Annotated in this window: 19 protein-coding genes and 1 tRNA gene; 7 read left to right on the top strand and 13 right to left on the bottom strand. The window is 61.7% G+C overall.

The window, feature by feature from the left end; genetic code table 11:
- Positions 1-41: 41 nt before the first annotated feature.
- Positions 42-317, top strand: a complete 276-nt coding sequence (locus AWB67_RS04685; protein WP_087655083.1) for a hypothetical protein — start codon at positions 42-44, stop codon at positions 315-317.
- Positions 318-453: 136 nt separating this feature from the next.
- Here AWB67_RS04685 and AWB67_RS04680 read toward each other — a convergent pair whose 3' ends face one another.
- The 7 genes from AWB67_RS04680 to AWB67_RS04645 all read right to left on the bottom strand — a co-directional run bounded on the left by AWB67_RS04680 (position 454) and on the right by AWB67_RS04645 (position 5,939).
- Entirely contained in the window at positions 454-906 is a 453-nt protein-coding gene (locus tag AWB67_RS04680; protein ID WP_087655082.1) for a PA2169 family four-helix-bundle protein, read from the bottom strand.
- A 479-nt stretch (positions 907-1,385) separates the two neighbouring features.
- On the bottom strand, positions 1,386-1,970 hold the full coding sequence (locus AWB67_RS04670; RefSeq protein WP_087655080.1) for a hypothetical protein: 585 nt from the start codon (positions 1,968-1,970) through the stop codon (positions 1,386-1,388).
- 51 nt (positions 1,971-2,021) lie between these two features.
- Positions 2,022-2,360 carry a DUF1488 family protein gene (locus AWB67_RS04665; RefSeq protein ID WP_235025041.1) on the bottom strand — a complete coding sequence of 113 codons (339 nt, stop codon included), beginning with the start codon at positions 2,358-2,360 and terminating at the stop codon, positions 2,022-2,024.
- Entirely contained in the window at positions 2,357-2,935 is a 579-nt protein-coding gene (locus AWB67_RS04660; protein WP_087655078.1) for a DUF4142 domain-containing protein, read from the bottom strand. Before AWB67_RS04660 ends, AWB67_RS04665 begins: the two co-directional genes overlap by 4 nt.
- A gap of 137 nt (positions 2,936-3,072) precedes the next feature.
- Positions 3,073-3,627: a type 1 glutamine amidotransferase domain-containing protein gene (locus AWB67_RS04655; RefSeq protein ID WP_087655077.1), complete on the bottom strand. Its 555-nt coding sequence runs from the start codon at positions 3,625-3,627 to the stop codon at positions 3,073-3,075.
- 370 nt (positions 3,628-3,997) lie between these two features.
- A complete protein-coding gene (locus AWB67_RS04650; RefSeq protein WP_087655300.1) occupies positions 3,998-5,365 on the bottom strand; it encodes an MFS transporter in 1,368 nt (455 codons plus the stop codon).
- A 70-nt stretch (positions 5,366-5,435) separates the two neighbouring features.
- Entirely contained in the window at positions 5,436-5,939 is a 504-nt protein-coding gene (locus tag AWB67_RS04645; RefSeq protein WP_087655076.1) for a YbhB/YbcL family Raf kinase inhibitor-like protein, read from the bottom strand.
- Positions 5,940-6,202: 263 nt separating this feature from the next.
- Here AWB67_RS04645 and AWB67_RS04640 point away from each other — a divergent pair, with 263 nt between their 5' ends.
- Positions 6,203-7,714: a sensor domain-containing diguanylate cyclase gene (locus AWB67_RS04640; RefSeq protein ID WP_087655299.1), complete on the top strand. Its 1,512-nt coding sequence runs from the start codon at positions 6,203-6,205 to the stop codon at positions 7,712-7,714.
- 7 nt (positions 7,715-7,721) lie between these two features.
- On the opposite strand, the gene AWB67_RS04635 is transcribed toward AWB67_RS04640, so the two are convergent.
- Positions 7,722-8,117 (bottom strand): hypothetical protein, encoded by a 396-nt coding sequence (locus AWB67_RS04635; protein WP_235025040.1) that lies wholly within the window; start codon positions 8,115-8,117, stop codon positions 7,722-7,724.
- Positions 8,118-8,256: 139 nt separating this feature from the next.
- Between AWB67_RS04635 and AWB67_RS04630 the strand changes: the two genes are divergently transcribed.
- The 3 genes from AWB67_RS04630 to AWB67_RS40735 all read left to right on the top strand — a co-directional run bounded on the left by AWB67_RS04630 (position 8,257) and on the right by AWB67_RS40735 (position 11,291).
- A complete protein-coding gene (locus AWB67_RS04630) occupies positions 8,257-8,937 on the top strand; it encodes a TetR/AcrR family transcriptional regulator (RefSeq protein WP_087655075.1) in 681 nt (226 codons plus the stop codon).
- A gap of 134 nt (positions 8,938-9,071) precedes the next feature.
- Complete coding sequence (locus tag AWB67_RS04625; RefSeq protein WP_087655297.1) at positions 9,072-10,961, top strand: bifunctional sugar phosphate isomerase/epimerase/4-hydroxyphenylpyruvate dioxygenase family protein; 1,890 nt, start codon at positions 9,072-9,074, stop codon at positions 10,959-10,961.
- Positions 10,962-11,117: 156 nt separating this feature from the next.
- Entirely contained in the window at positions 11,118-11,291 is a 174-nt protein-coding gene (locus AWB67_RS40735) for a hypothetical protein (RefSeq protein ID WP_159964786.1), read from the top strand.
- A gap of 68 nt (positions 11,292-11,359) precedes the next feature.
- Here the strand turns inward: AWB67_RS40735 and AWB67_RS04620 are convergent, their stop codons facing one another.
- Positions 11,360-11,710 (bottom strand): hypothetical protein, encoded by a 351-nt coding sequence (locus tag AWB67_RS04620; RefSeq protein WP_235025039.1) that lies wholly within the window; start codon positions 11,708-11,710, stop codon positions 11,360-11,362.
- A 214-nt stretch (positions 11,711-11,924) separates the two neighbouring features.
- On the opposite strand from AWB67_RS04620, the gene AWB67_RS04615 reads away from it, so the two are divergent.
- Positions 11,925-11,999 (top strand) — tRNA-Arg (locus tag AWB67_RS04615).
- A gap of 102 nt (positions 12,000-12,101) precedes the next feature.
- Positions 12,102-13,505 carry a DUF6538 domain-containing protein gene (locus AWB67_RS04610; RefSeq protein ID WP_087655074.1) on the top strand — a complete coding sequence of 468 codons (1,404 nt, stop codon included), beginning with the start codon at positions 12,102-12,104 and terminating at the stop codon, positions 13,503-13,505.
- 4 nt (positions 13,506-13,509) lie between these two features.
- Here AWB67_RS04610 and AWB67_RS40730 read toward each other — a convergent pair whose 3' ends face one another.
- The 4 genes from AWB67_RS40730 to AWB67_RS04590 all read right to left on the bottom strand — a co-directional run bounded on the left by AWB67_RS40730 (position 13,510) and on the right by AWB67_RS04590 (position 16,451).
- Positions 13,510-13,674, bottom strand: coding sequence for a hypothetical protein (locus AWB67_RS40730; RefSeq protein ID WP_159964784.1), 165 nt, complete (start codon positions 13,672-13,674; stop codon positions 13,510-13,512).
- A 122-nt stretch (positions 13,675-13,796) separates the two neighbouring features.
- Positions 13,797-14,006 (bottom strand): hypothetical protein, encoded by a 210-nt coding sequence (locus AWB67_RS04605; RefSeq protein ID WP_087655073.1) that lies wholly within the window; start codon positions 14,004-14,006, stop codon positions 13,797-13,799.
- 553 nt (positions 14,007-14,559) lie between these two features.
- Positions 14,560-15,465, bottom strand: coding sequence for a ParB/RepB/Spo0J family partition protein (locus tag AWB67_RS04595; RefSeq protein ID WP_087655071.1), 906 nt, complete (start codon positions 15,463-15,465; stop codon positions 14,560-14,562).
- 413 nt (positions 15,466-15,878) lie between these two features.
- Positions 15,879-16,451 (bottom strand): recombinase family protein, encoded by a 573-nt coding sequence (locus tag AWB67_RS04590; protein WP_087655070.1) that lies wholly within the window; start codon positions 16,449-16,451, stop codon positions 15,879-15,881.
- Between the last annotated feature and the right edge of the window lie 1,460 nt (positions 16,452-17,911).

Genomic DNA, 17,911 nt, shown 5'->3' with positions numbered 1-17,911 from the left:
TCTCGCAATGCAGGCAGGCCTCAGGGAAAAAGGAGATTTCGATGAAGAGCACGAAAAAGATTGCATTGATCGGCGCGTTGACATTCGCGTTTACGGCGTCGGCATTCGCGCAGAACGCGGGCGGCGGCAACAGCGGCGGCGCATCGAACGGGCCGTCGGCGGCGCCGGATTCGATGAACGCGGCGTCGGGCGCAATGGCGAAGCCGTCCAAGGGCACCACCCTGCATCAGCAGAACAAGGCGCACAAGCAAAAGGGCGCGGCTGCGGCTGCGGCGGCATCGTCGCTTGGGACGAACGACAAGGGTGCGCCGCAGTAATCGCGAGCGTCGCATCCTGAAAAGCCCGGCCGCAAAAGCGCGCCGGGCTTTTTTTCGGGCGCGCGCATGAAAAAGCCGCCACTGCCGTGAGGCAGTGGCGGCGGGGTGCTACGTAGCGCTTGCGGCGCGTCGTGGGTTACGACTTCGCAGCAGCGTACTGGTCGCGCAGGTCGCGGATGCGGTCGTGATTCTGGATCACGCCCTGATACTGACGCTCGACGACCGCGCGCACGTCGGCCGGCAGTTCCTTGTCGAGCGCATCGCGATAGTTCTTCTTCGCGACGTCCTCACCGCGTTCGCACTCCGCGAGAATCGCGTGGTCGTCGCGACCGGTCACCGCCGACTTCACCTCCATCCAGCCGCGATGCAGCGCACCGCCGACCGTGCCGCCCGTTTCCGGCGTGCCGCCCAGGCGCTGGACGAGTTCCTGTAGTTCGCGCGCGCCGCGCGTGCAGTCCTCGGCGCGGCCCGCGAACAACTGCTTCAGGCTCGGATCGCGCGTATCTTCAGCGGCCTTGAGGAAGCCCTTTTCCCCGTCCTTCGACGTTTCAACGAGATCATTGAGTACCGATACGATGTTCGTGCTCATGTAATACCTCCTTAGTGATCGAAGTTTCCCGCAATGAGTCCCGATGCGGGACGCGGTCCATAGCTAGTTGCACGCGACGTGCCTGGGTCTGCGATTCGAGCGGTTTTTTACGCTTTTCTTCGCGCGGCATGGTGTTTGCTTTTTCAGGCCCGAGAAAGGCGCGTCGGCGTCTACAAACGCGCCGAATGTCATGAGATCAACCATCGCGAGTTGCTCGTGTGCGTGGCGATTGTGAGTCCGTGATCGTCATGCAGATTCGGCAACGCACGCTGGATACCCAGGAAGAAGGAGCAACCGTGGGCGTCGATCAAATGTGCGAACCGTCCTATGCGCCGCGCACGATGCACGTCGTACCCGCGACATGCGAGCGTCCAGTCGGCCAGCGGACCGCCGTGCCACATGAACGGCACACGCGGGTCTGGGTGTAGAGGCTGACTAAAAAAACCGCCTGGGCTAACAGGCGGCATTCTTACAACGCTTCAGGCACGTCGCTCGGCGTATTCACCCGCCGGTTGCGGCGGCTTCAACGGATCGAAATCGCTCCATCGACCTTGTTGCCAGCGGCCCGACGCGCGCTCGATGTCCATCCCGCCCGACTCGCGCAGAATCGTCGCCGCATCGTCCTTCGATTCCGGCGACACGTGCACCGCGACGAGCACGCCCGCATGCCGCGCAGTCTCCGCGTTGTGCTGCGACCCCGGCGAATGCGGCTTCGACTGACGCATCAGCGACATCGCGCCTGCCAGCGACCCGACATACGCGCCGACGCCAGCCGCCACCGCCGACACGATCAGCGGCGCCTTGAATACGGCAAACACCGCCGCGCCGACGATCGCCCCGATCACCGCGCCAATCGTCACGCCGCGCCCCGCGCCCTTGGGCGCGGCCTGCGCGCCGGCATCGGTGCCGACGTCGCCGCCAATCGGATGGCGCGCGTGCTGGCCGCTCGGGTTCACGAAAAACAGCGTGACGTCTTCCTCGACGAAGCCGCGCGCGAACAGCCGTTGCGCGGCGGTCTCGGCGGCCTGAAACGTCTGGAAACGGCCTGCAATGATCAGCGACATGTTGCCTCCGTTTTCGGATGGATTTATTAGACGGACGGGAGCGCGCCGTAGCTACTTCGGCTCCATCCCCGTGACGCGAAAGAGCCCGCTTCTCAGCACGACCGGCTGGCCGCGGTTGTCGTCGAGCACTTCGGCGCACACCGCGCGGATGCGCGGGCGTCCCTGCTCGTAGGCGGGCAGAATATGTTCCTCGCGCGCCGATTCCGCGCCGAAATGGTCCTCCAGCGCCTCGACCGTGATCGAGCAGACGACCGGCTGGCCGTCGACGAGTGCGGTGAAATTGAGTTCCAGGTCGACGCCGTCGAAAACCGGCGGATCGTCCGCGAAGGTGATGTGCATGGTCGAGTCCTCATAGGCCGGACGATGGGGGAAAGCGGGAAGGGCGCTCATGCCGATGCCTTCGCCTTCGCGAGCTGCTGCGCCATCTCGTAATGATGCTGGACGATCGGCAGCGCGCGGGTTGCCGCGGTTTTCAGCTGGGCGTCGTTACCGCTCTCGCTTTCCTTCTTGAAGAGCTCGACGGCCTTCTGATGGCCGCCGACCACTTTCTCAATATATGCCTTGTCGAACTCGGCGCCCTGAAGATTTTGCAGACTGCCGATCACCGCCGAATCCGCGCTCGGCGCCGCCGTGATGCCGTGGCGCTTCGCGAGGATGTCGAGATTGCGCGCGAGCTTCGCGTGATCGGCGATCATGCGCTGGGCGAAGCGCTTCACCTGCGCGTCGCTCGATTTACTGAGCGCAAGCTTGCTCGCGGCGATTTCGGTGGCGCCCGCCTGGCCCGCGTCCTGGATGAACTGCTGGTCGCTTGGCGAGAGTTTTTCGGTCGCCGACATTGCCGCGGCGGCCTTCGTGGCGCCCGATGCCGCGTTGCCCTGCGCGTGAGGGAGCGAAGCGAACGCGCAGCCGAGCGCGAGGGTCGCGGCGCAGAGGTTATTCAGATTGATGAGGGATTTTCTAGGCATTCTGGTCTCTTGTGTCGATCCAGAGTTGGCGCTGTCGGCCAATGCGCTCACTCTGGTCCCATGCAAAATTGCCATTGCGCGTCGACCGGGTGGCGGCGCGCCGCGCGGTTTAGCACGGCATCATCGGAAGGTTGCGCCTACGCAGCGTTTTGCCGCCCGCTCAATGCATCGATCAACGCGTTGTTGAAGGCGGGCAAATCGTCGGGCTTGCGGCTCGTGATCAAATTGCCGTCGATCTGCACTTCCTGGTCGACCCACGTGCCGCCAGCGTTGCGAATGTCGTCCTGGAGACTCGGCCAGCTCGTCATCGTCCGGCCCGCGACGATGCCCGCCGAGATCGGCAGCCAGCCGCCGTGGCAAATCACCGCGATCGGCTTCTTCGCCTGATCGGTGGCTTTGACGAAATCTTGCGCCTGGGGCACGACGCGGATCGCATCGCCGTTCACGACGCCGCCGGGGAGCACGACCGCGTCGTAGTCGTCCGGCTTGGCCTGATCGAACGTCAGGTCGACATCGATCTTGTCGCCTTTGTCGACGTGCTTGAATCCCTGGATTTGCCCCGGCTTTTGCGAGATTACGAAGACCTGCGCGCCGGCTTCCTTGAGCGCGCGCCGGGGCTCGACGAGTTCGGCTTGCTCGAAGCCGTCGACCGCGAGAATCGCGATCTTGCAATCATTAAGCGGATTGGGCACGAAAACACTCCTTCTCTTGCGGATGAGGCGGGATAACCGTTCCAGTCTCGTGGAACTTCGTCCTCTGGCCGCAGCAAGGGGTGTGCCCAGCGTATGGAAGCGCTTGCATCGGAATGCCAGGCGCGTGTTCAAGCTGCCTGTCGTCGGGGCGCTTCGGCGCTGCGCTTCAAGCGCTTCGTGCCGCCAGCGCGCGCCGTCAGGCTGCTCCGACATTGCGGTTTCAAGCGCTCCGCGCCCGCCAGTGCGCGCCCGGCGTCCAGCCGCCCCAGCGCCGCGCCTTCAGGCGCTGCCTGCTCGTCAGCGCGCCTATGGTCAGGCCGCGTCCGCGCTTCCCTTTCAAGCGCTTGATGAGCGCAAATGCGTTCCCGCTTCACGCCGCTTCCGCGCTGCGCCTGCCCGCGAGCCGCATCAAACTGACGACTGCCGCCGCCGCAGCGAATCCAGCCGCGACATAAAGGGTGATGATCGCGCCATGCTGCGGCGCGACACCGAAGATCAGCGCGACGAGCGCCGCGCCGAGTGTCTGCCCCGAGAGCCGCGCGGTGCCGAGCATCCCGCTCGCGCCGCCGCTGCGATTGCGCGGCGCCGACGACAGCATCTGCCGGTTGTTCGGCGACTGGAACAACCCGAAGCCAAGCCCGCAGACGGCCATGCGCCACGCGATATCGAACGGAGTGGGATGCATGCCGGTCGTTGCGAGCAGCAAGAGTCCGGCCGTCAGGATCGCGAGGCCGATGCCGCCGAGCATCCCCGCCGAATAGCGGTCGGCGAGCACGCCCGCGAGCGGCGCGACGAATACGATGACGAGCGGCCACGGCGTCATCAGGAAGCCGGTCTGGACCTGGGTCATGCCGAAGCCGTCCTGCAGCAGGAACGGCAGCGAGACGAACGTCAGCATCTGCGCGGTGAACGAGCAAAACGACGTCGCAATCGAAAGCGCGAACACGGGAATGCGCATCAGATCGACGGGCAGGAGCGGCGCGCTCTGCGTCAGTTGCCGCCGCACGAAGAAGTAGCCGATCACACCCGCCGCCACGAATTCGGCGATCACGTACGGACGATGCTCGCCGTGCCCGAGGCCGTCGACGGCCGTGATCGCCAGGCCGAAAACCAGCGCGTTCATGAGCGCGCTCACGTAGTCGTAGGGCCGACGGTGGCCGGGCGTCGACGGCAGCGCGCGCATCCCGAGCGCAAGCGCGACGATCCCAATCGGCACGTTGATCGCGAACAGCCACGGCCACGGCGCGATCGAGAGCACCCCCGAGGCGACGGTCGGTCCGACCACCGACGAGATCGCGACCACCGTCGCGTTGATGCTCACGCCGCGCCCGAGCTGGTCGGGCGGGTAGATCATGCGCACGAGCGCCGTGTTGACGCTCATGATCCCGGCCGCGCCGAAGCCCTGGATGACGCGGGCGAGCGTCAGCGTCACGAGCGAATTCGAGAGCGCGCACGCGAACGACGCGACCGTGAAGACCGCGAGCCCCGTCATATAGACGCGCCGGTAGCCGATCCGGTCGCCGAGCGAGGCGAGCGGCAGGAGCGCGATGGTGATGGTGAGCGTGTAGGCGTTGACGACCCAGATCGAATCGGCGGGCGCGGCGTCGAGCGTTCGGGCGATGGTCGGCAGCGCGACGTTGGCGATGGCCGAGTCGAGCACCGCGAGCGTGATGCCGAGCGCGACGACGGCGATCGCCCAATAACGTTGGGGAAAAGGTAAGCCTTGTTCTGCGTCCATCGATCGGCCAAAAAGGAAGGCGCGTGGCCGCTTCGCCCGCGCCATTGTTTTTCTTAAGAGACCGCTGCCGTCATTTCAGCTCGTAGAGGCCCGTGTAAGTCGCCGAATCGATTTCGTTCAAGTGCGTCATGAAGCGCGCGACGGCATTGGTCGCGTTGGCATCGAGTTCGAGCTTGCCCGCCTGCAGCGCGTGGATGCGGAAAATGTAGCGATGCGTCTTGTCGCCGCGCGGAGGCGCCGCGCCGCCGAAGCCCACCGTGCCGTAGTCGTTGCGCAACTGCAGCGCGCCGGCGGGCAGGAGACTGCCGTCCGCCTTGCCGGCGTTGCGCGGCAGCGACCGGACCTCCGGCGGAATGTTCACCACGACCCAGTGCCAGAAGCCGCTGCCGGTAGGGGCGTCGGGATCGTAGACGGTAAGGGCGAAGCTCTGCGTTTCGGCGGGCGGGTCGTCCCACTGCAAGGCGGGCGAAATGTTCTCGCCCGCTCCGCCGAAGGCTTGCTGATCGAACTCCTGCGCCTTCGTCAGGAAGCCATTGGCGGGAAATTCGTCGGACCAGATGCGGAAATCAGCCATGAGATTCGTGCCTCCTTTCTTAGGGTTGGGATCACGGCGCTTCGAGTTCGCCGGGCAGTCTGCGTGCAGCAAACATGCCCGCCGGTTCCTTGTGCTGCCAAGCGATGCGGCGCCGGGCCTTTTCGAGTTTAGCATCGGCCCCCGATTTCGAGATGGCCCACCGAGTGCCGCCTGGCGCCGCACGCCCGCTGCTGCGGGCGTGAAATATGAAGCGCTACAATAATGAGACAAATCTGGAACCGGCGCGAGCCGAAAGGACGATGATGCCTAACGACGAGCGGCGCGTGGCCCACGCCGCGTCCCGGCCACTGAACGCCGCGGCCGCAACGGCCCCCACCGACGACGCCGACATGTTCGACCTCGCGCCCGTCTCGCTTTGGCTGGAGGATTTCAGCGCGGTGCGCGAGCTCTTCGAAAGCTGGCGCGCAGAAGGCGTTACCGACCTGCGCGCGCATCTCGCCGAGGACCCGGCGCGCATCAGCGCGTGCTCGTCGCGGATTCGCGTGCTGAAGGTGAATCGCCGGACGCTGTCGCTCTTCGCCGCGAAGGACGTCGATCATCTCGTGCTGAACCTCGCGAGCGTCTTTCGCGACGACATGTTGCAGACGCACGTCGACGAACTCGACCAGTTGTGGTCCGGCAAGCCGCAGTTCGTGAGCCAGACGGTGAACTACACGCTCGACGGCCGGCGTCTCGACGTGCTGCTGAAGGCCGTGATCCTGCCGGGCCACGAGGCGCGCTGGGATCGCGTGCTGGTGACGATCGAGGACATCACCGAGCTGGAAGACGTGCGTCGCAAGGCCGCGCACAGCGAGCTCTACGCGCGCGGGCTCTTCGAGCATTCGCCGGTGTCGCTGTGGGTGGAGGATTTCAGTTCGGTGAAGCAACTGCTCGACGAGGTGCGCGAGCAAGGCATCGTCGATTTCCGCACGTTCACGAACGTTCATCCGGAGTTCGTCGAGCGCTGCATGCAGGAAATCCACGTGCTCGACGTCAACCAGCACACGCTGAAGATGTTCGCCGCTCCGACCAAGCCGACGCTCCTCGCGCGTCTCGCGGACATCTTCCGCGACGACATGCAGCAGCACTTCCAGGAGCAGTTGATCGACTTGTGGGAGCACAGGCTCTTTCATCAGCGCGAGGTGATCAACTATTCGCTCGAAGGCGCGGAACTGAATGTGCACCTGCAATTCTCGGTGTTTCCGGGACACGAGCGCGACTGGGACCTCGTGCTCGTCGCGCTCACCGACATCACCGCGCGCAAGAAGGCCGAGGCGTATCTCGAATTCCTCGGCAAGCACGACGTGCTGACGAAGCTGAAGAACCGCTCGTTCTACGTCGATGAAATCAACCGGCTGGAGCGCAAGGGTCCGTTCCCGGTTACGGCGATCGCCGTCGACGTGAACGGCCTGAAGGGCGTGAACGACCAGTTGGGCCACGCCGCCGGCGACGCGCTCCTGCGCCGCGCGGGCGAGGTGCTCGGCAAGGCGCTGGAGAAGCCGTTCCAGGCGGCGCGGATCGGCGGGGACGAATTCGTCGTGCTGCTGCCCGGCACCGACGAGCGCGGCGGCGAGCAGGTGATGGAGAGCATCCGGCAACTGGTGGAAGTGAACAACCAGTTCTATTCGGGGATGCCGCTCAGTTTCGCGATGGGCGCGGCGACGGCGCAGGATGGCGAGCGCTTGGAAGCGATGCTGCAACGCGCCGACGCGGTCATGTACGCGGAAAAGCGCGCGCACTACGGCAACGCGGAGAACGACCGGCGCGCGGACTGACTATTGGCTACTTGCCGCCGTTGGTGACTTCGTCGATACCGTGATCGAGCGCCGGGCACGCCTCGTGGATCTGCTTCGCATACTCGGCGGGATTGCTCGACTTGAGTTTCGCGAACCGGTCGACGGTCGATTGCGCTTCAGTGTAGCCCAGATTCCAGGCGCCTTCGAAGTCGGGTGCCGCCGGGAAATTCTGCTTCGCCGCTGCCTTGAAACGATCGATTTTCGCGCGATCGATGTGGCACACGTCGGCCGCTCCGCGCGCGATGTTGCCGCTCGTGCGCACGCCTTCCATCGCGAGGCTTTCGGACGAAGGCGATTGCTGCGCCATTTGCGCATCCGCGGCGAGCGGCGCGACGGTCAGGAATGCAACGATGGCGCCGGTCAGAACTGTCTTGAAGGTCATGCGATTCCTTATGGGTTGCCGCGCGAATTATAGGCGAAGGACTATTGCCGCGATGCCCGGACTGACGGCCGGATGGCGCATTTCACCGTGCTAGAATCGATTTCCGATTGCCGCTCCAGCCGAGACACCACGCAGAAAAATGAAAAAAGGAAGCAAGGCCGCAACGCCTACGAGTGCTGCGCCTTCGCCGGAGACACGGCGCAAGTACGATCCGGAGGAGACCAAGCGCAACATCCTCGACATCGCCACGCAGGAGTTCTCGGCGATGGGGCTGGCGGGTGCGCGCGTCGATGCCATCGCGGAGCGCACGAACACCACGAAGCGCATGCTGTACTACTACTTCGGCAGCAAGGAAGGGCTGTACGAGGCGGTGCTTGAACAGGTCTACGGCGACATCCGCGCGCTCGAACAGGAATTGCAGCTCGCGGAACTGGAACCGCAGGCGGCGCTGCGCCAGTTCGTCGAATTCACTTTCGACTATCACGACAAACACCGCGATTTCGTGCGGCTCGTCACGATCGAGAACGTGCACGCGGCAAAATATATCGAGCAGTCGAAGACGTTCAAGAACCGCAATTCGAGCGTCGTGCGCACGATCGAGGATTTGATCGCGCGCGGCGTGGCGGCGGGCCAATTCCGCGACGACGTCGATCCGATCGATCTGCATCTGATGATCAGCTCGTTCTGCTTTCACCGCGTCGCGAACCGGCACACGTGGGGCGCGGCGTTCGGACGTGATCCGTCGGGACCGCGCTCGCGCGCGCGGCATCGCGAGATGATCGTCGATGCGGTGCTAAGGTTCATGCGGCGCGAGAGCTAAATCATTCAAAAAAAGCCGTTCCACATGTCCCGGAACGGTTTTTTTGTGCCTTCGAAATTTGTACTGTCTGGTTAGTTTGCGATACCATGACCGCTCATCGGCGACAGCACGACCAGGAGGCGGCCTTGCGTTCCATTCGAACATCCATCGCGACGGTATCGATCAGCGGCACGCTCGTCGAGAAGCTGAACGCGATCCGCGCGGCGGGTTTCGACGGCGTCGAGATCTTCGAGAACGACCTGCTCTATTTCGACGGCACCCCCGCCGACGTGCGCCGCATGGCCGAAGACCTGGGCCTCGCGATCTACCTGTTCCAGCCGTTTCGCGACTTCGAAGGCGTCTCGCCCGAGCGGCTCGCGCGCAATGTCGAGCGTGTGAAACGCAAGTTCGATCTGATGCATCAGCTCGGCACCGATCGCATGCTCGCGTGCAGCAACGTGTCGCCGGAAACGATCGCCGACGATGCCCTCATCACCGAACAGCTCGGTGTCCTCGCGCGCGCGGCGGAGGAGGCCGGCGTGATCGTCGGCTACGAGGCGTTGGCGTGGGGGCGGCACGTCAAGTCGTACAAGCACGCGTGGCGGCTCGTCGATGCCGTGAATCACCCGAACCTCGGCCTCGTGCTCGACAGCTTCCATACGCTCTCGATCGGCGATTCCGTCGACGAAATCGCGTCGATTCCGGGCGAGCGCATCGCGTTCGTGCAGATCGCCGACGCACCCGTGCTCGCGATGGACGTGCTGGAATGGAGCCGTCATTACCGCTGTTTTCCGGGGCAGGGCGCGCTCGACGTCGCGTCGTTCACCGCGCGCGTGCTCGAAGCGGGCTACACAGGGCCGCTGTCGCTCGAAATCTTCAACGACGGCTTTCGCGCCGCGCCGACCGCCGTCACCGCCGCCGACGGCCACCGGTCGCTGCGTTTTCTCGAAGAAGAAACGCGCTCGGCGCTCGGCCAGAAGGCGCCCGACATTCTGTTCGCGCCGCCCGAACCGCCCGCGCACATCGGCTTCCAGTTTCTCGAATTCGCCGTCGACGACGCCACGCGCGCCGAAGTCGCCGGCTGGCTCGGCAAGCTCGGCTTTCGGCTTGCGGGGCGGCATCGTTCGAAGGACGTCACGCTGTATCGGCACGGATCGGGATCGATCGTGCTGAACGCCGAAACCGATTCATTCGCGAGCGAGTTTTTCCAGCAGCACGGGTTGTCACTGTGCGCGTCGGCGTTTCGGGTCGACGATGCAAAGCGCGCCTTCGAGCGCGCCGCAGCCTACGGCTACACGCCGTTCTCCGGGCGGATCGGACCGAACGAGCGCGTGTTGCCCGGCGTGCGCGCGCCCGATGGCAGTCTCGGCTATTTCGTCGACGAAGCGCCCGGCGCGCCCACGCTCTGGGAATCGGATTTCGTGCTCGACGACGCCGGCGCACCGCGCGAAAGCGGGCCGCTGGAACGCATCGATCATGTGTGTCTCTCGCTACCCGCCGATGCGCTCGATACGTGGGTGCTGTTTTTCCGCACCGCGTTCGGCTTCGAGGCGGAGCCGAGCGTGCTCGTGCCCGATCCGTACGGCCTCGTGCGCAGCCGCGCGGTGCGAAGCCGCGACGGGTCGGTCCGCATTGCGTTGAACGCGTCGATCGATCGTTACACGGCGGTGGTGGAATCGCTTGCGACGTATCGCGGATCGGGACTGAATCACGTTGCGTTCAGCACGCCGGACATTTTCGATGCGATCCCGCGTCTTGCTGCGAACGGCGTCAAGTTTCTGCGCATCCCGCGCAATTACTACGACGATCTGGCGGCGCGCTACGCATTGCCCGACGCGCAGATCGACGCGATGCGCGAGCACAACATTCTCTACGACCGCGACGAGCGCGGCGGGGAGTTCTTTCATGCGTACACGGAGCAGCTCGATCAGCGGTTCTTTCTGGAGGTGATTGAGCGGCGCGGCGGGTACGATGGATACGGCGCGGCGAATGCGGCGGTCAGGCTCGCGGCGCATGCGCAAATGCAGAAGGCGCGGCGCGGGTGACACGGTTGTGTGTTTGCAAGGGCGCGGTGGGCTAGAGGCGCACGCGCATGCAGAAAAGCGCGTTACGGTTGAGCGGAGCGCGGGCATTCGCACATGAGTTTCCGGTCGCGGTGACCTATCATTAAGACAGGGCCGCGACCGCAACGGGAGGGCGCCATGCATGATCTCAGCAACATCCTGGTCGGGCTCGCCGGACTGGCGGCCATCGCGATCGTGCTGCTTGCTCACGACTGGCGCGAGGAACATCGGCAGCGGATGCTGATGCGGCATGCGACGCATCACCACTCACATCATCAGCTGCGCGACTGGTGGATGCGGCATAGGCACTGAGTGGCATCGTCATTGATGGAAGGCCGTTCCGGTTAACGCTGGAACGGCCTTTTTTCGCAATCGCGCGATCAGGCGCTGCGCGCGCGCTTTTTCGCACGAACCGTGACGCCAAGCGGAATTGCATCGGCGGCGTGCGGCTCGTTCGCCTGGGCGCGTTCGTCGTCACGCTTCCGGCAGACGGCTTCGAAAGCATCGAGCTGTAGATACAGCCGATGAACCGTCTGAATCTGCGTGCGCGACAGATGCGACGCCCGCGTGATGAGCGAAAGCCTCTCCCGCCAGTACGACGGCAGCAGAATCGGACCGCCGAAATCGCACTCGAGCGAGCGCCGCAACACCAGTTCGAGGTGCGCCAGATCCTGGTCTGCCAACAGCGCCGAAAACGCGCCTTGAGGCTTGGTATCGGGGTGGTCCATCATTGACTGACGGCATCGGCGGGCTTTGCTGGATAGGTACTTTCCCTCAACGCCTTTAGGTTCGCGCTTTCGGGACTTACTGGAGAACGCGCGCGATCGTCTTTGCTATACTCTGCGATCGCTGGCAATGCCCCATGCAGCCAGCACCGGCGCCTCAATAGGAAGAGGCATCGAAGCCGGAAAGGCCCTGCGACGACATCGCCGTCCGGCCGGCCAGCTCCCCGTAGTTCAATGGATAGAACGAGTGCCTCCTAAGCGCTAGATGCAGGTTCGATTCCTGCCGGGGAGACCACCGAAATGCCTTATACTACGGTCAAAGCCCCTCCCGATAAGGTTCTCAAGGTTCCAAAGGTCCCTGTAACGTACCACATTGCGTACCACAGGACAGACCACAATGCGCCTCAGTCTCTCGCCAGTCTTAACCGTGACCGTCAAATACTTATGGCAGCGCTACCGCGATGGCGGGATGCTCTGGTTCAAGCGCCGCGTTCCTCGGGACCTCCAAGGGGTCCTTGGTTCTCAATGGGTCCAGCAAAGTCTAGGCACAGAAGACCTCAAGGTAGCCGCTAGGCTCATTGCTCAATTGGTGCGTGAACAGGACAAGCATTGGAAGTCGCTCCGATCCACGTCCACCGATGAAGGTATCGACGCGAAGGCAAGGTTGCTGCTGACTGAGTATGGAATTCATCCCGATAGGTTAGACGATACCCACGAGGGCGCTCTATGGGCATTCCACGACTTGTTAGACGAGCAGTTGCCGGATCACATACGAGAAGCAAGCACGGTCCCGCCTGAGGTACTCGACCGTTATCTTCCGCCAGTCCATCGAACGGCCTTCCAGATTCAGCAAGGACGTCTCAAGCATCGTGCTTCGGATTGCCAGCGGGAGTACGCCGCAAGAAAGACGGATTCGGCACAGGCTCTGAAGTCTGCAACGCTTCCGTTCCAATACCTGATAGAGCTCTGCGGGGATAAGCCCCTCGGGGACTACAGGCGCTCAGATGTCCGCCGCTTTGTCGACCACTTAGAGAAGGGTAAGCACGCCGCGAACGGAAAGCCGATCAGCACCACAACCATCCAGCGCTACATCACCACCTTGAGGGCCGCTTTCAATCGCTCCGTCACCGAGCATGAGTTACCAATCAAGAATGTCTGGGCCGGGTCCATCGAATATTCCAAGGATGCCAAGGGCGAACAGAAGCGCGAAACCTTCACCGTCAAGCAATACCAAGCTCTCCAGAAGGGCGTAGGTGACATAGGCCAGACAGACGACCTCGGGGCCATGCTTACCCTGATTGCCAACACCGGCGCACGTCTAGCTGAGATAGCGGGCCTCAGGAACCAAGACTGTCACCCTTCGGCACAAGTCCCCTACATCGATATCCGCCCCTATGAATCTCGGGACCTGAAAACCCCCGCTAGTACCCGCAAGGTCCCGTTGACCCCTACGGCCCTACAGGCTCTCCGAAGGGCCCTGAGCCTCGCCACTGGTGATTATCTGTTTGGTCGATACACAGACGACAAGGGGTGTAGGGCCAATGCAGCAAGCGCAGCCCTCGGAATTCGGCTCAGGTCCTACGGGATCACGGCAACGACCCATGGCATGCGCCACGGTATGCGGGACTTGCTGAGGGCGGCGGAGTGTCCCGAAAACATCGTCTGCGAAATACAGGGGTGGGCGCAAGCGGGCCATGTTGCAAAGTACGGGAAAGGGTCTCCTCTCGGCGTCTTAGCGAAATGGTTGGAGCAAGCTGCTGCAGAGGCGGCGCGGATTCCCACGAAGAGCGCGGACGCTTGAGGACTCAGGCTTCACCGTTCGCTTCGGTTTTCTTCGTCACGCCTAGCTGGAAGTAAATCAGCACGAGCAGAGGGATGCTTCCGAACGGCAGCAAGAGGGGGCTCGTGAGTTGAGTGCTATTACCAACCAGGCCGCTTGCCGTGAGCGTTCCCGTGATACAGAAAAACATGCTCTTCTGTCCTGCCGTGATCCCCGCGTATCAGCTCTTCATTGTCATTTTCCTGTAAGTGAACCGGGCCGTATTCTACCCATCCGAAGACCCCTCAGTCCCCTCGTGCGCGGGGTGCCAGATCAGCCAAGGTTGCTGACGTATCCCTTGATGTCTATCAGTTGGTCATCGTGTTTGGTGACATATGTCTCGATGGTCTCCAGTTGGTCATCCTGTTTGCCGAGAGCCTTCAGGATTGTGTTGAGTGCATTTTCCATCGCATCGAATCGCTCTTCCATCACATCGAATCGCCGCTCTACATCTTTGCGGAATTCTTTGAACTCATCCGCCAAGGTGTCAACTGAAATCTCAAGTTGAATCAGATGGTCGTTAAGTTCCTCGCTGGTTACGGGGTGTAATCGTCGCGTGGTTCGTACATTTTTTCTCCTGTAAGTCCTCAGTTTCCCTCAGGCGTGGACGATTGTTCATCCCCTTCCAAAATCCTCAACAGGTTCGGGAAAAACACATCACAGCGCTCCCCGTGACTCGATGCTTCCCTTCGTGGACAGCTCGCCAGCTCCGCACCCAGATCAGTAACGTGGAACCCAGGGCCAAGGGCCTCGACCAGCCGCGCCAACCGATACCTTCCCTTCCGATCACAACGCGTACAGGCCAGCTCAATGTGACTTGCTCGCTGAGCTACTTCCCCGAGGGCAACACTCCCGTTCGTCACTTGGTTCCTTCCTTGCAAACTTCCTTGGTTTCTTGGTTGAATGGCGGCGCGGGTACTTCTGTCAAGTCCATTTGACACAATGGAAAGGCCCTCAGGGAGCCCCTGGGAACGCCGCAGGAGACTCCGCGGACTCGAAGGACCGGGGAACCCCGCTCAGAAGCGCTGCAGGAGGGCTAGAAATCGCCTTGTGCAGCCTCATCCTCGTCCATCTCATAGGCATGTTTCGACTCTTCCTTCAGTTGCTTGTGTTCCATCTCGATGTGCTCATACAGGTCTAGTTCCCAGACCAGCCTCAGGGCTACATCCCTGCATCGCTTCGGGGAAAACCGCATCAAGGCCAGTGCCAGCATGTCAGCCTTCCCGCTATTGTTGAGTACGGGAATCTGGTCCTTCAGGCGTCTGGTCCATTCGGCAACATCTTTCTCTACATGCTTCGGAAGTCCACTGTGTTCATCGGTGTCGCTATCCCGTTCCGGCCTGAGAATCATCCGTGCTGCGGGCCATGATTTAGGAAGGGGCTCGCCCAGCTCCTCCAGCTTTCGCTTGGCTACTCGCATGGTGTTGACGGTCTTCTCCACCACCGTGGTAGCTGTGACGATCTGAGAACGGGACCACCCGTAGTCATCTATCACCATGTCCCAAGCTCGTTGTGTCTTGGTGGCTGTGTCCGACTGCGCAACTATTTTGAAATTTATCCTACCTGCTTCGATCACGGCGAGTGCTGGCCCTTCGGGAAACCATGTGACCGGTATCTCCTGCCTCCCTACCAAGCGATACGCCGCCAGCCTGTGATGTCCATCCATCAGGTAATACATCCTCCCCACCTTCAAGACTGTTATCGGGTCCAGCTCGTTCTTCAGGTCCCTTTTGAGGAAAACGGAAAGCTCGGTCACATGGTGCTTATGGACAATCCCGTCCTTTCGATCACGCTTGCTTGGTGGGGTATCGGTATGGGCTTCAAACCTAGGCTGGAAAACTTCGGGGAGTAGCTTCAGCTTATCCAATGGCAACCTTCGGGGGAGCTCCTCAGTATCGTGTTTGCTCCACTTGGTCTCTAGCTCTTTAAGTGTCGTTGCCATGCGTATCCATTGTTCAAGGGTCGGGTTTCGGGAATCGCCAAGGGGTGTTATTTACTCACTCTCCCCTCAAAAGTCATCCCCTAGGGTTACACCCCCAGTCTCCCTTAGAGCCTTATGGGTAGGGCTTCTAGGCTTACCCTAGAATCATTGCAGGGGAACATACACAGACCAGCTCCAAGGGGCTCCCACAGGCCCCTGCCGACTCCCTGAGGTATTCCCAAGGGCCCCGGCCTGCAAGGTCTCCAAGAAGCTCGGGAAACCCTCAGGGCTCAGGGCAGGAAGGCCGGAAGCATGATCGAAAGAGACCATCACCCAATCCCCGTAAATTAGGTTTATATGGGGCCGGCTTCGCTTGCCTCATGAAACGACACCCCGGGCAACCATCTTTAATATTTCACATTGTGAAACAAGACTTACGCTGCAGCCTTGGCCCGCAGAATCGTGGCTCTGGAGGTTGCGTAATCACGGGCCAGCTGGGACACCGATACACCCTCAGCAAGGGCATTACGGACCTTCTGCTGCTCCTGAGGGCTCAGGGCGGACTTCCTGCCCAGCTGCTTCCCTTCAGCCTTCGCACGGGCCAGCCCAGCCTGTGTGCGTTCGATGATCAGATCCTTTTCGAATTCGGCTATCGAGCTGAGGACACCCATAATCAACTTCCCTGCTGAGCTGGTGAGATCCGCTCCCCCGAGCTGGAGGCAATGCACACGCACACCCATCTCTGCCAGCTTCTCGACCGTGGACCGCACATCGAGGGCTGACCTTCCCAGCCGATCAAGTTTGGTGACGATCAACACATCACCCTGCTCCAGCTTCTCGACCAGCTTGGCGAAGAGAGGACGCTTGAAGGCCTCCACGCTGCCGCTCACGGTTTCCTCAACGATCCGCGAGGGCTTTACATCAAACCCTGCCGATTGAATCTCCTGCAGCTGGTTGCTTGTGTTCAGTTCTGTGCGGGATACGCGGGCATAAGCGAAGGTGCGCATGGTTCGGTAGCTTCCTAAGGAATGAGCCAAGGGGGCCTGTGCGAAATCCATGTACGAATCTTAACAACTGTTCGTAATAGGATCAAGCTATATTTCGCACACCCTCTAGGAACCTGTTCGCAATTGGACGATTTCGCACACTCATTCCTGCTCATAAAAGACCCCCCATTACCCCTGCCGGGACCCTCTTTCAAAGAAATCTCTTAAATCCTCGAACCCCACGTTGTTGTTCGACCTCGCGAGTGGGTGGGCTCCGCTGGAGATTCAAGGGGACGACCTGACCCCGACCCATCCGCCCAGACAGCCATACGTACATACGGCCATCCATGCGCACATACAGTACCCTCCACCCCCCGGTACCCCTTCAGCCGCAGACAGGGGGCCTTGTTTGCCAGAAGGGAAGACCGGGGGCCAGGAGGCCAGGCGCATGGAGAAAAAAAGGCCACCCGAAGGCGGCCGAAACTGGAGAGAAAGAAGCACCTTCCCGAAAGGGCATCCTTTGTTCCTTGATAACGGCTTAATCAGGGGTTTCTGGAGGGCTCTGAGATGAAAAGGGCCGCGTGGGGGACCCCCGGGGGCCTCCAGCCGTCAAAGGGAGGTCTCAATCGTTCCTGAGGGCCTATGGGGGTGGGGCGCGATGTAGTAGGCAAAAGAAAACCCGCTTACGGGCTACCTTGGGCGGGCATCAAGCCAAAACAGGAGAAAACAGAAAGCGCCCCTCGTCATGCTGGGTCCGGAATGCGTTCCCACGATAGGACGAAAAAAAGCCCGCCACCGGGGGATTTTAGGCGGGCACCAAGACCAATGCACTTACAAAATGCGCCCTGTCATGCTGGGCAGGACGCACTGTTAGGATAGGAGACTGCGCGGTCAAAAAGAATCTGTATAAACCCCTCAGGGGCTTCAGATCGCTCAAGGGGCATAGTGGGCAGGGTCGGGTTTCCGGTTCTGATAAAAAACAGAACGCTCTCCGCATACACTTTGTTTCCCCGAAGCTACAGGGGCCCGCTTCCTGCTACAGGCCGACCACAATTCGGGCTGTTCAGAAGTCGTGTCGGACCTCGAGGAGAGCGCACTCGAACCGCCTAGCCCTAACGCGCAGAGCCAAAAGTGGGTTGCCATCCGCCGCAACTTCGCTGACTACCATGTCCCATCAACGCTTAAATGCCGAAGGCGCCTTTAAAAGGCTATCGACGATTGGAATCCCAACTGCCCATAAAAAAACGGCTCGGTGCATAGCAACCAAGCCGTCTGTCATGCCTGTCTAGAATCTCGTTTGGAAAACTGCGTCCAATTCGGTCATTAGCGGTACTGGTCTACGCATCACACCGCTAATGGGTTGCCGATCAGATAGGCAGAACCAAAGATTTAGAACTTGTGGCGGATACCGACGATCACGATTTCCTGGTGGTCCGCGCCGCTCGAGTAGCCATACGAGCCGACCGAAGCTTGTGCATCGG

This window comes from Caballeronia terrestris, from assembly GCF_001544515.1.
GTDB classification, from domain to species: Bacteria; Pseudomonadota; Gammaproteobacteria; order Burkholderiales; family Burkholderiaceae; genus Caballeronia; species Caballeronia terrestris.
This window is presented reverse-complemented; position numbering and strand designations above follow the sequence as displayed.

Excerpts from the sequence above, each read along its gene's own strand:
- AWB67_RS04685 (WP_087655083.1), top strand. The coding sequence starts at position 42 with ATGAAGAGCACGAAAAAGATTGCATTGATCGGCGCGTTGACATTCGCG.
- AWB67_RS04680 (WP_087655082.1), bottom strand. The coding sequence starts at position 906 with ATGAGCACGAACATCGTATCGGTACTCAATGATCTCGTTGAAACGTCG.
- AWB67_RS04670 (WP_087655080.1), bottom strand. The coding sequence starts at position 1,970 with ATGTCGCTGATCATTGCAGGCCGTTTCCAGACGTTTCAGGCCGCCGAG.
- AWB67_RS04665 (WP_235025041.1), bottom strand. The coding sequence starts at position 2,360 with ATGAGCGCCCTTCCCGCTTTCCCCCATCGTCCGGCCTATGAGGACTCG.
- AWB67_RS04660 (WP_087655078.1), bottom strand. The coding sequence starts at position 2,935 with ATGCCTAGAAAATCCCTCATCAATCTGAATAACCTCTGCGCCGCGACC.
- AWB67_RS04650 (WP_087655300.1), bottom strand. The coding sequence starts at position 5,365 with ATGGACGCAGAACAAGGCTTACCTTTTCCCCAACGTTATTGGGCGATC.
- AWB67_RS04645 (WP_087655076.1), bottom strand. The coding sequence starts at position 5,939 with ATGGCTGATTTCCGCATCTGGTCCGACGAATTTCCCGCCAATGGCTTC.
- AWB67_RS04640 (WP_087655299.1), top strand. The coding sequence starts at position 6,203 with ATGCCTAACGACGAGCGGCGCGTGGCCCACGCCGCGTCCCGGCCACTG.
- AWB67_RS04635 (WP_235025040.1), bottom strand. The coding sequence starts at position 8,117 with ATGACCTTCAAGACAGTTCTGACCGGCGCCATCGTTGCATTCCTGACC.
- AWB67_RS04630 (WP_087655075.1), top strand. The coding sequence starts at position 8,257 with ATGAAAAAAGGAAGCAAGGCCGCAACGCCTACGAGTGCTGCGCCTTCG.
- AWB67_RS40735 (WP_159964786.1), top strand. The coding sequence starts at position 11,118 with ATGCATGATCTCAGCAACATCCTGGTCGGGCTCGCCGGACTGGCGGCC.
- AWB67_RS04620 (WP_235025039.1), bottom strand. The coding sequence starts at position 11,710 with ATGATGGACCACCCCGATACCAAGCCTCAAGGCGCGTTTTCGGCGCTG.
- AWB67_RS04610 (WP_087655074.1), top strand. The coding sequence starts at position 12,102 with ATGCGCCTCAGTCTCTCGCCAGTCTTAACCGTGACCGTCAAATACTTA.
- AWB67_RS40730 (WP_159964784.1), bottom strand. The coding sequence starts at position 13,674 with ATGTTTTTCTGTATCACGGGAACGCTCACGGCAAGCGGCCTGGTTGGT.
- AWB67_RS04595 (WP_087655071.1), bottom strand. The coding sequence starts at position 15,465 with ATGGCAACGACACTTAAAGAGCTAGAGACCAAGTGGAGCAAACACGAT.
- AWB67_RS04590 (WP_087655070.1), bottom strand. The coding sequence starts at position 16,451 with ATGCGCACCTTCGCTTATGCCCGCGTATCCCGCACAGAACTGAACACA.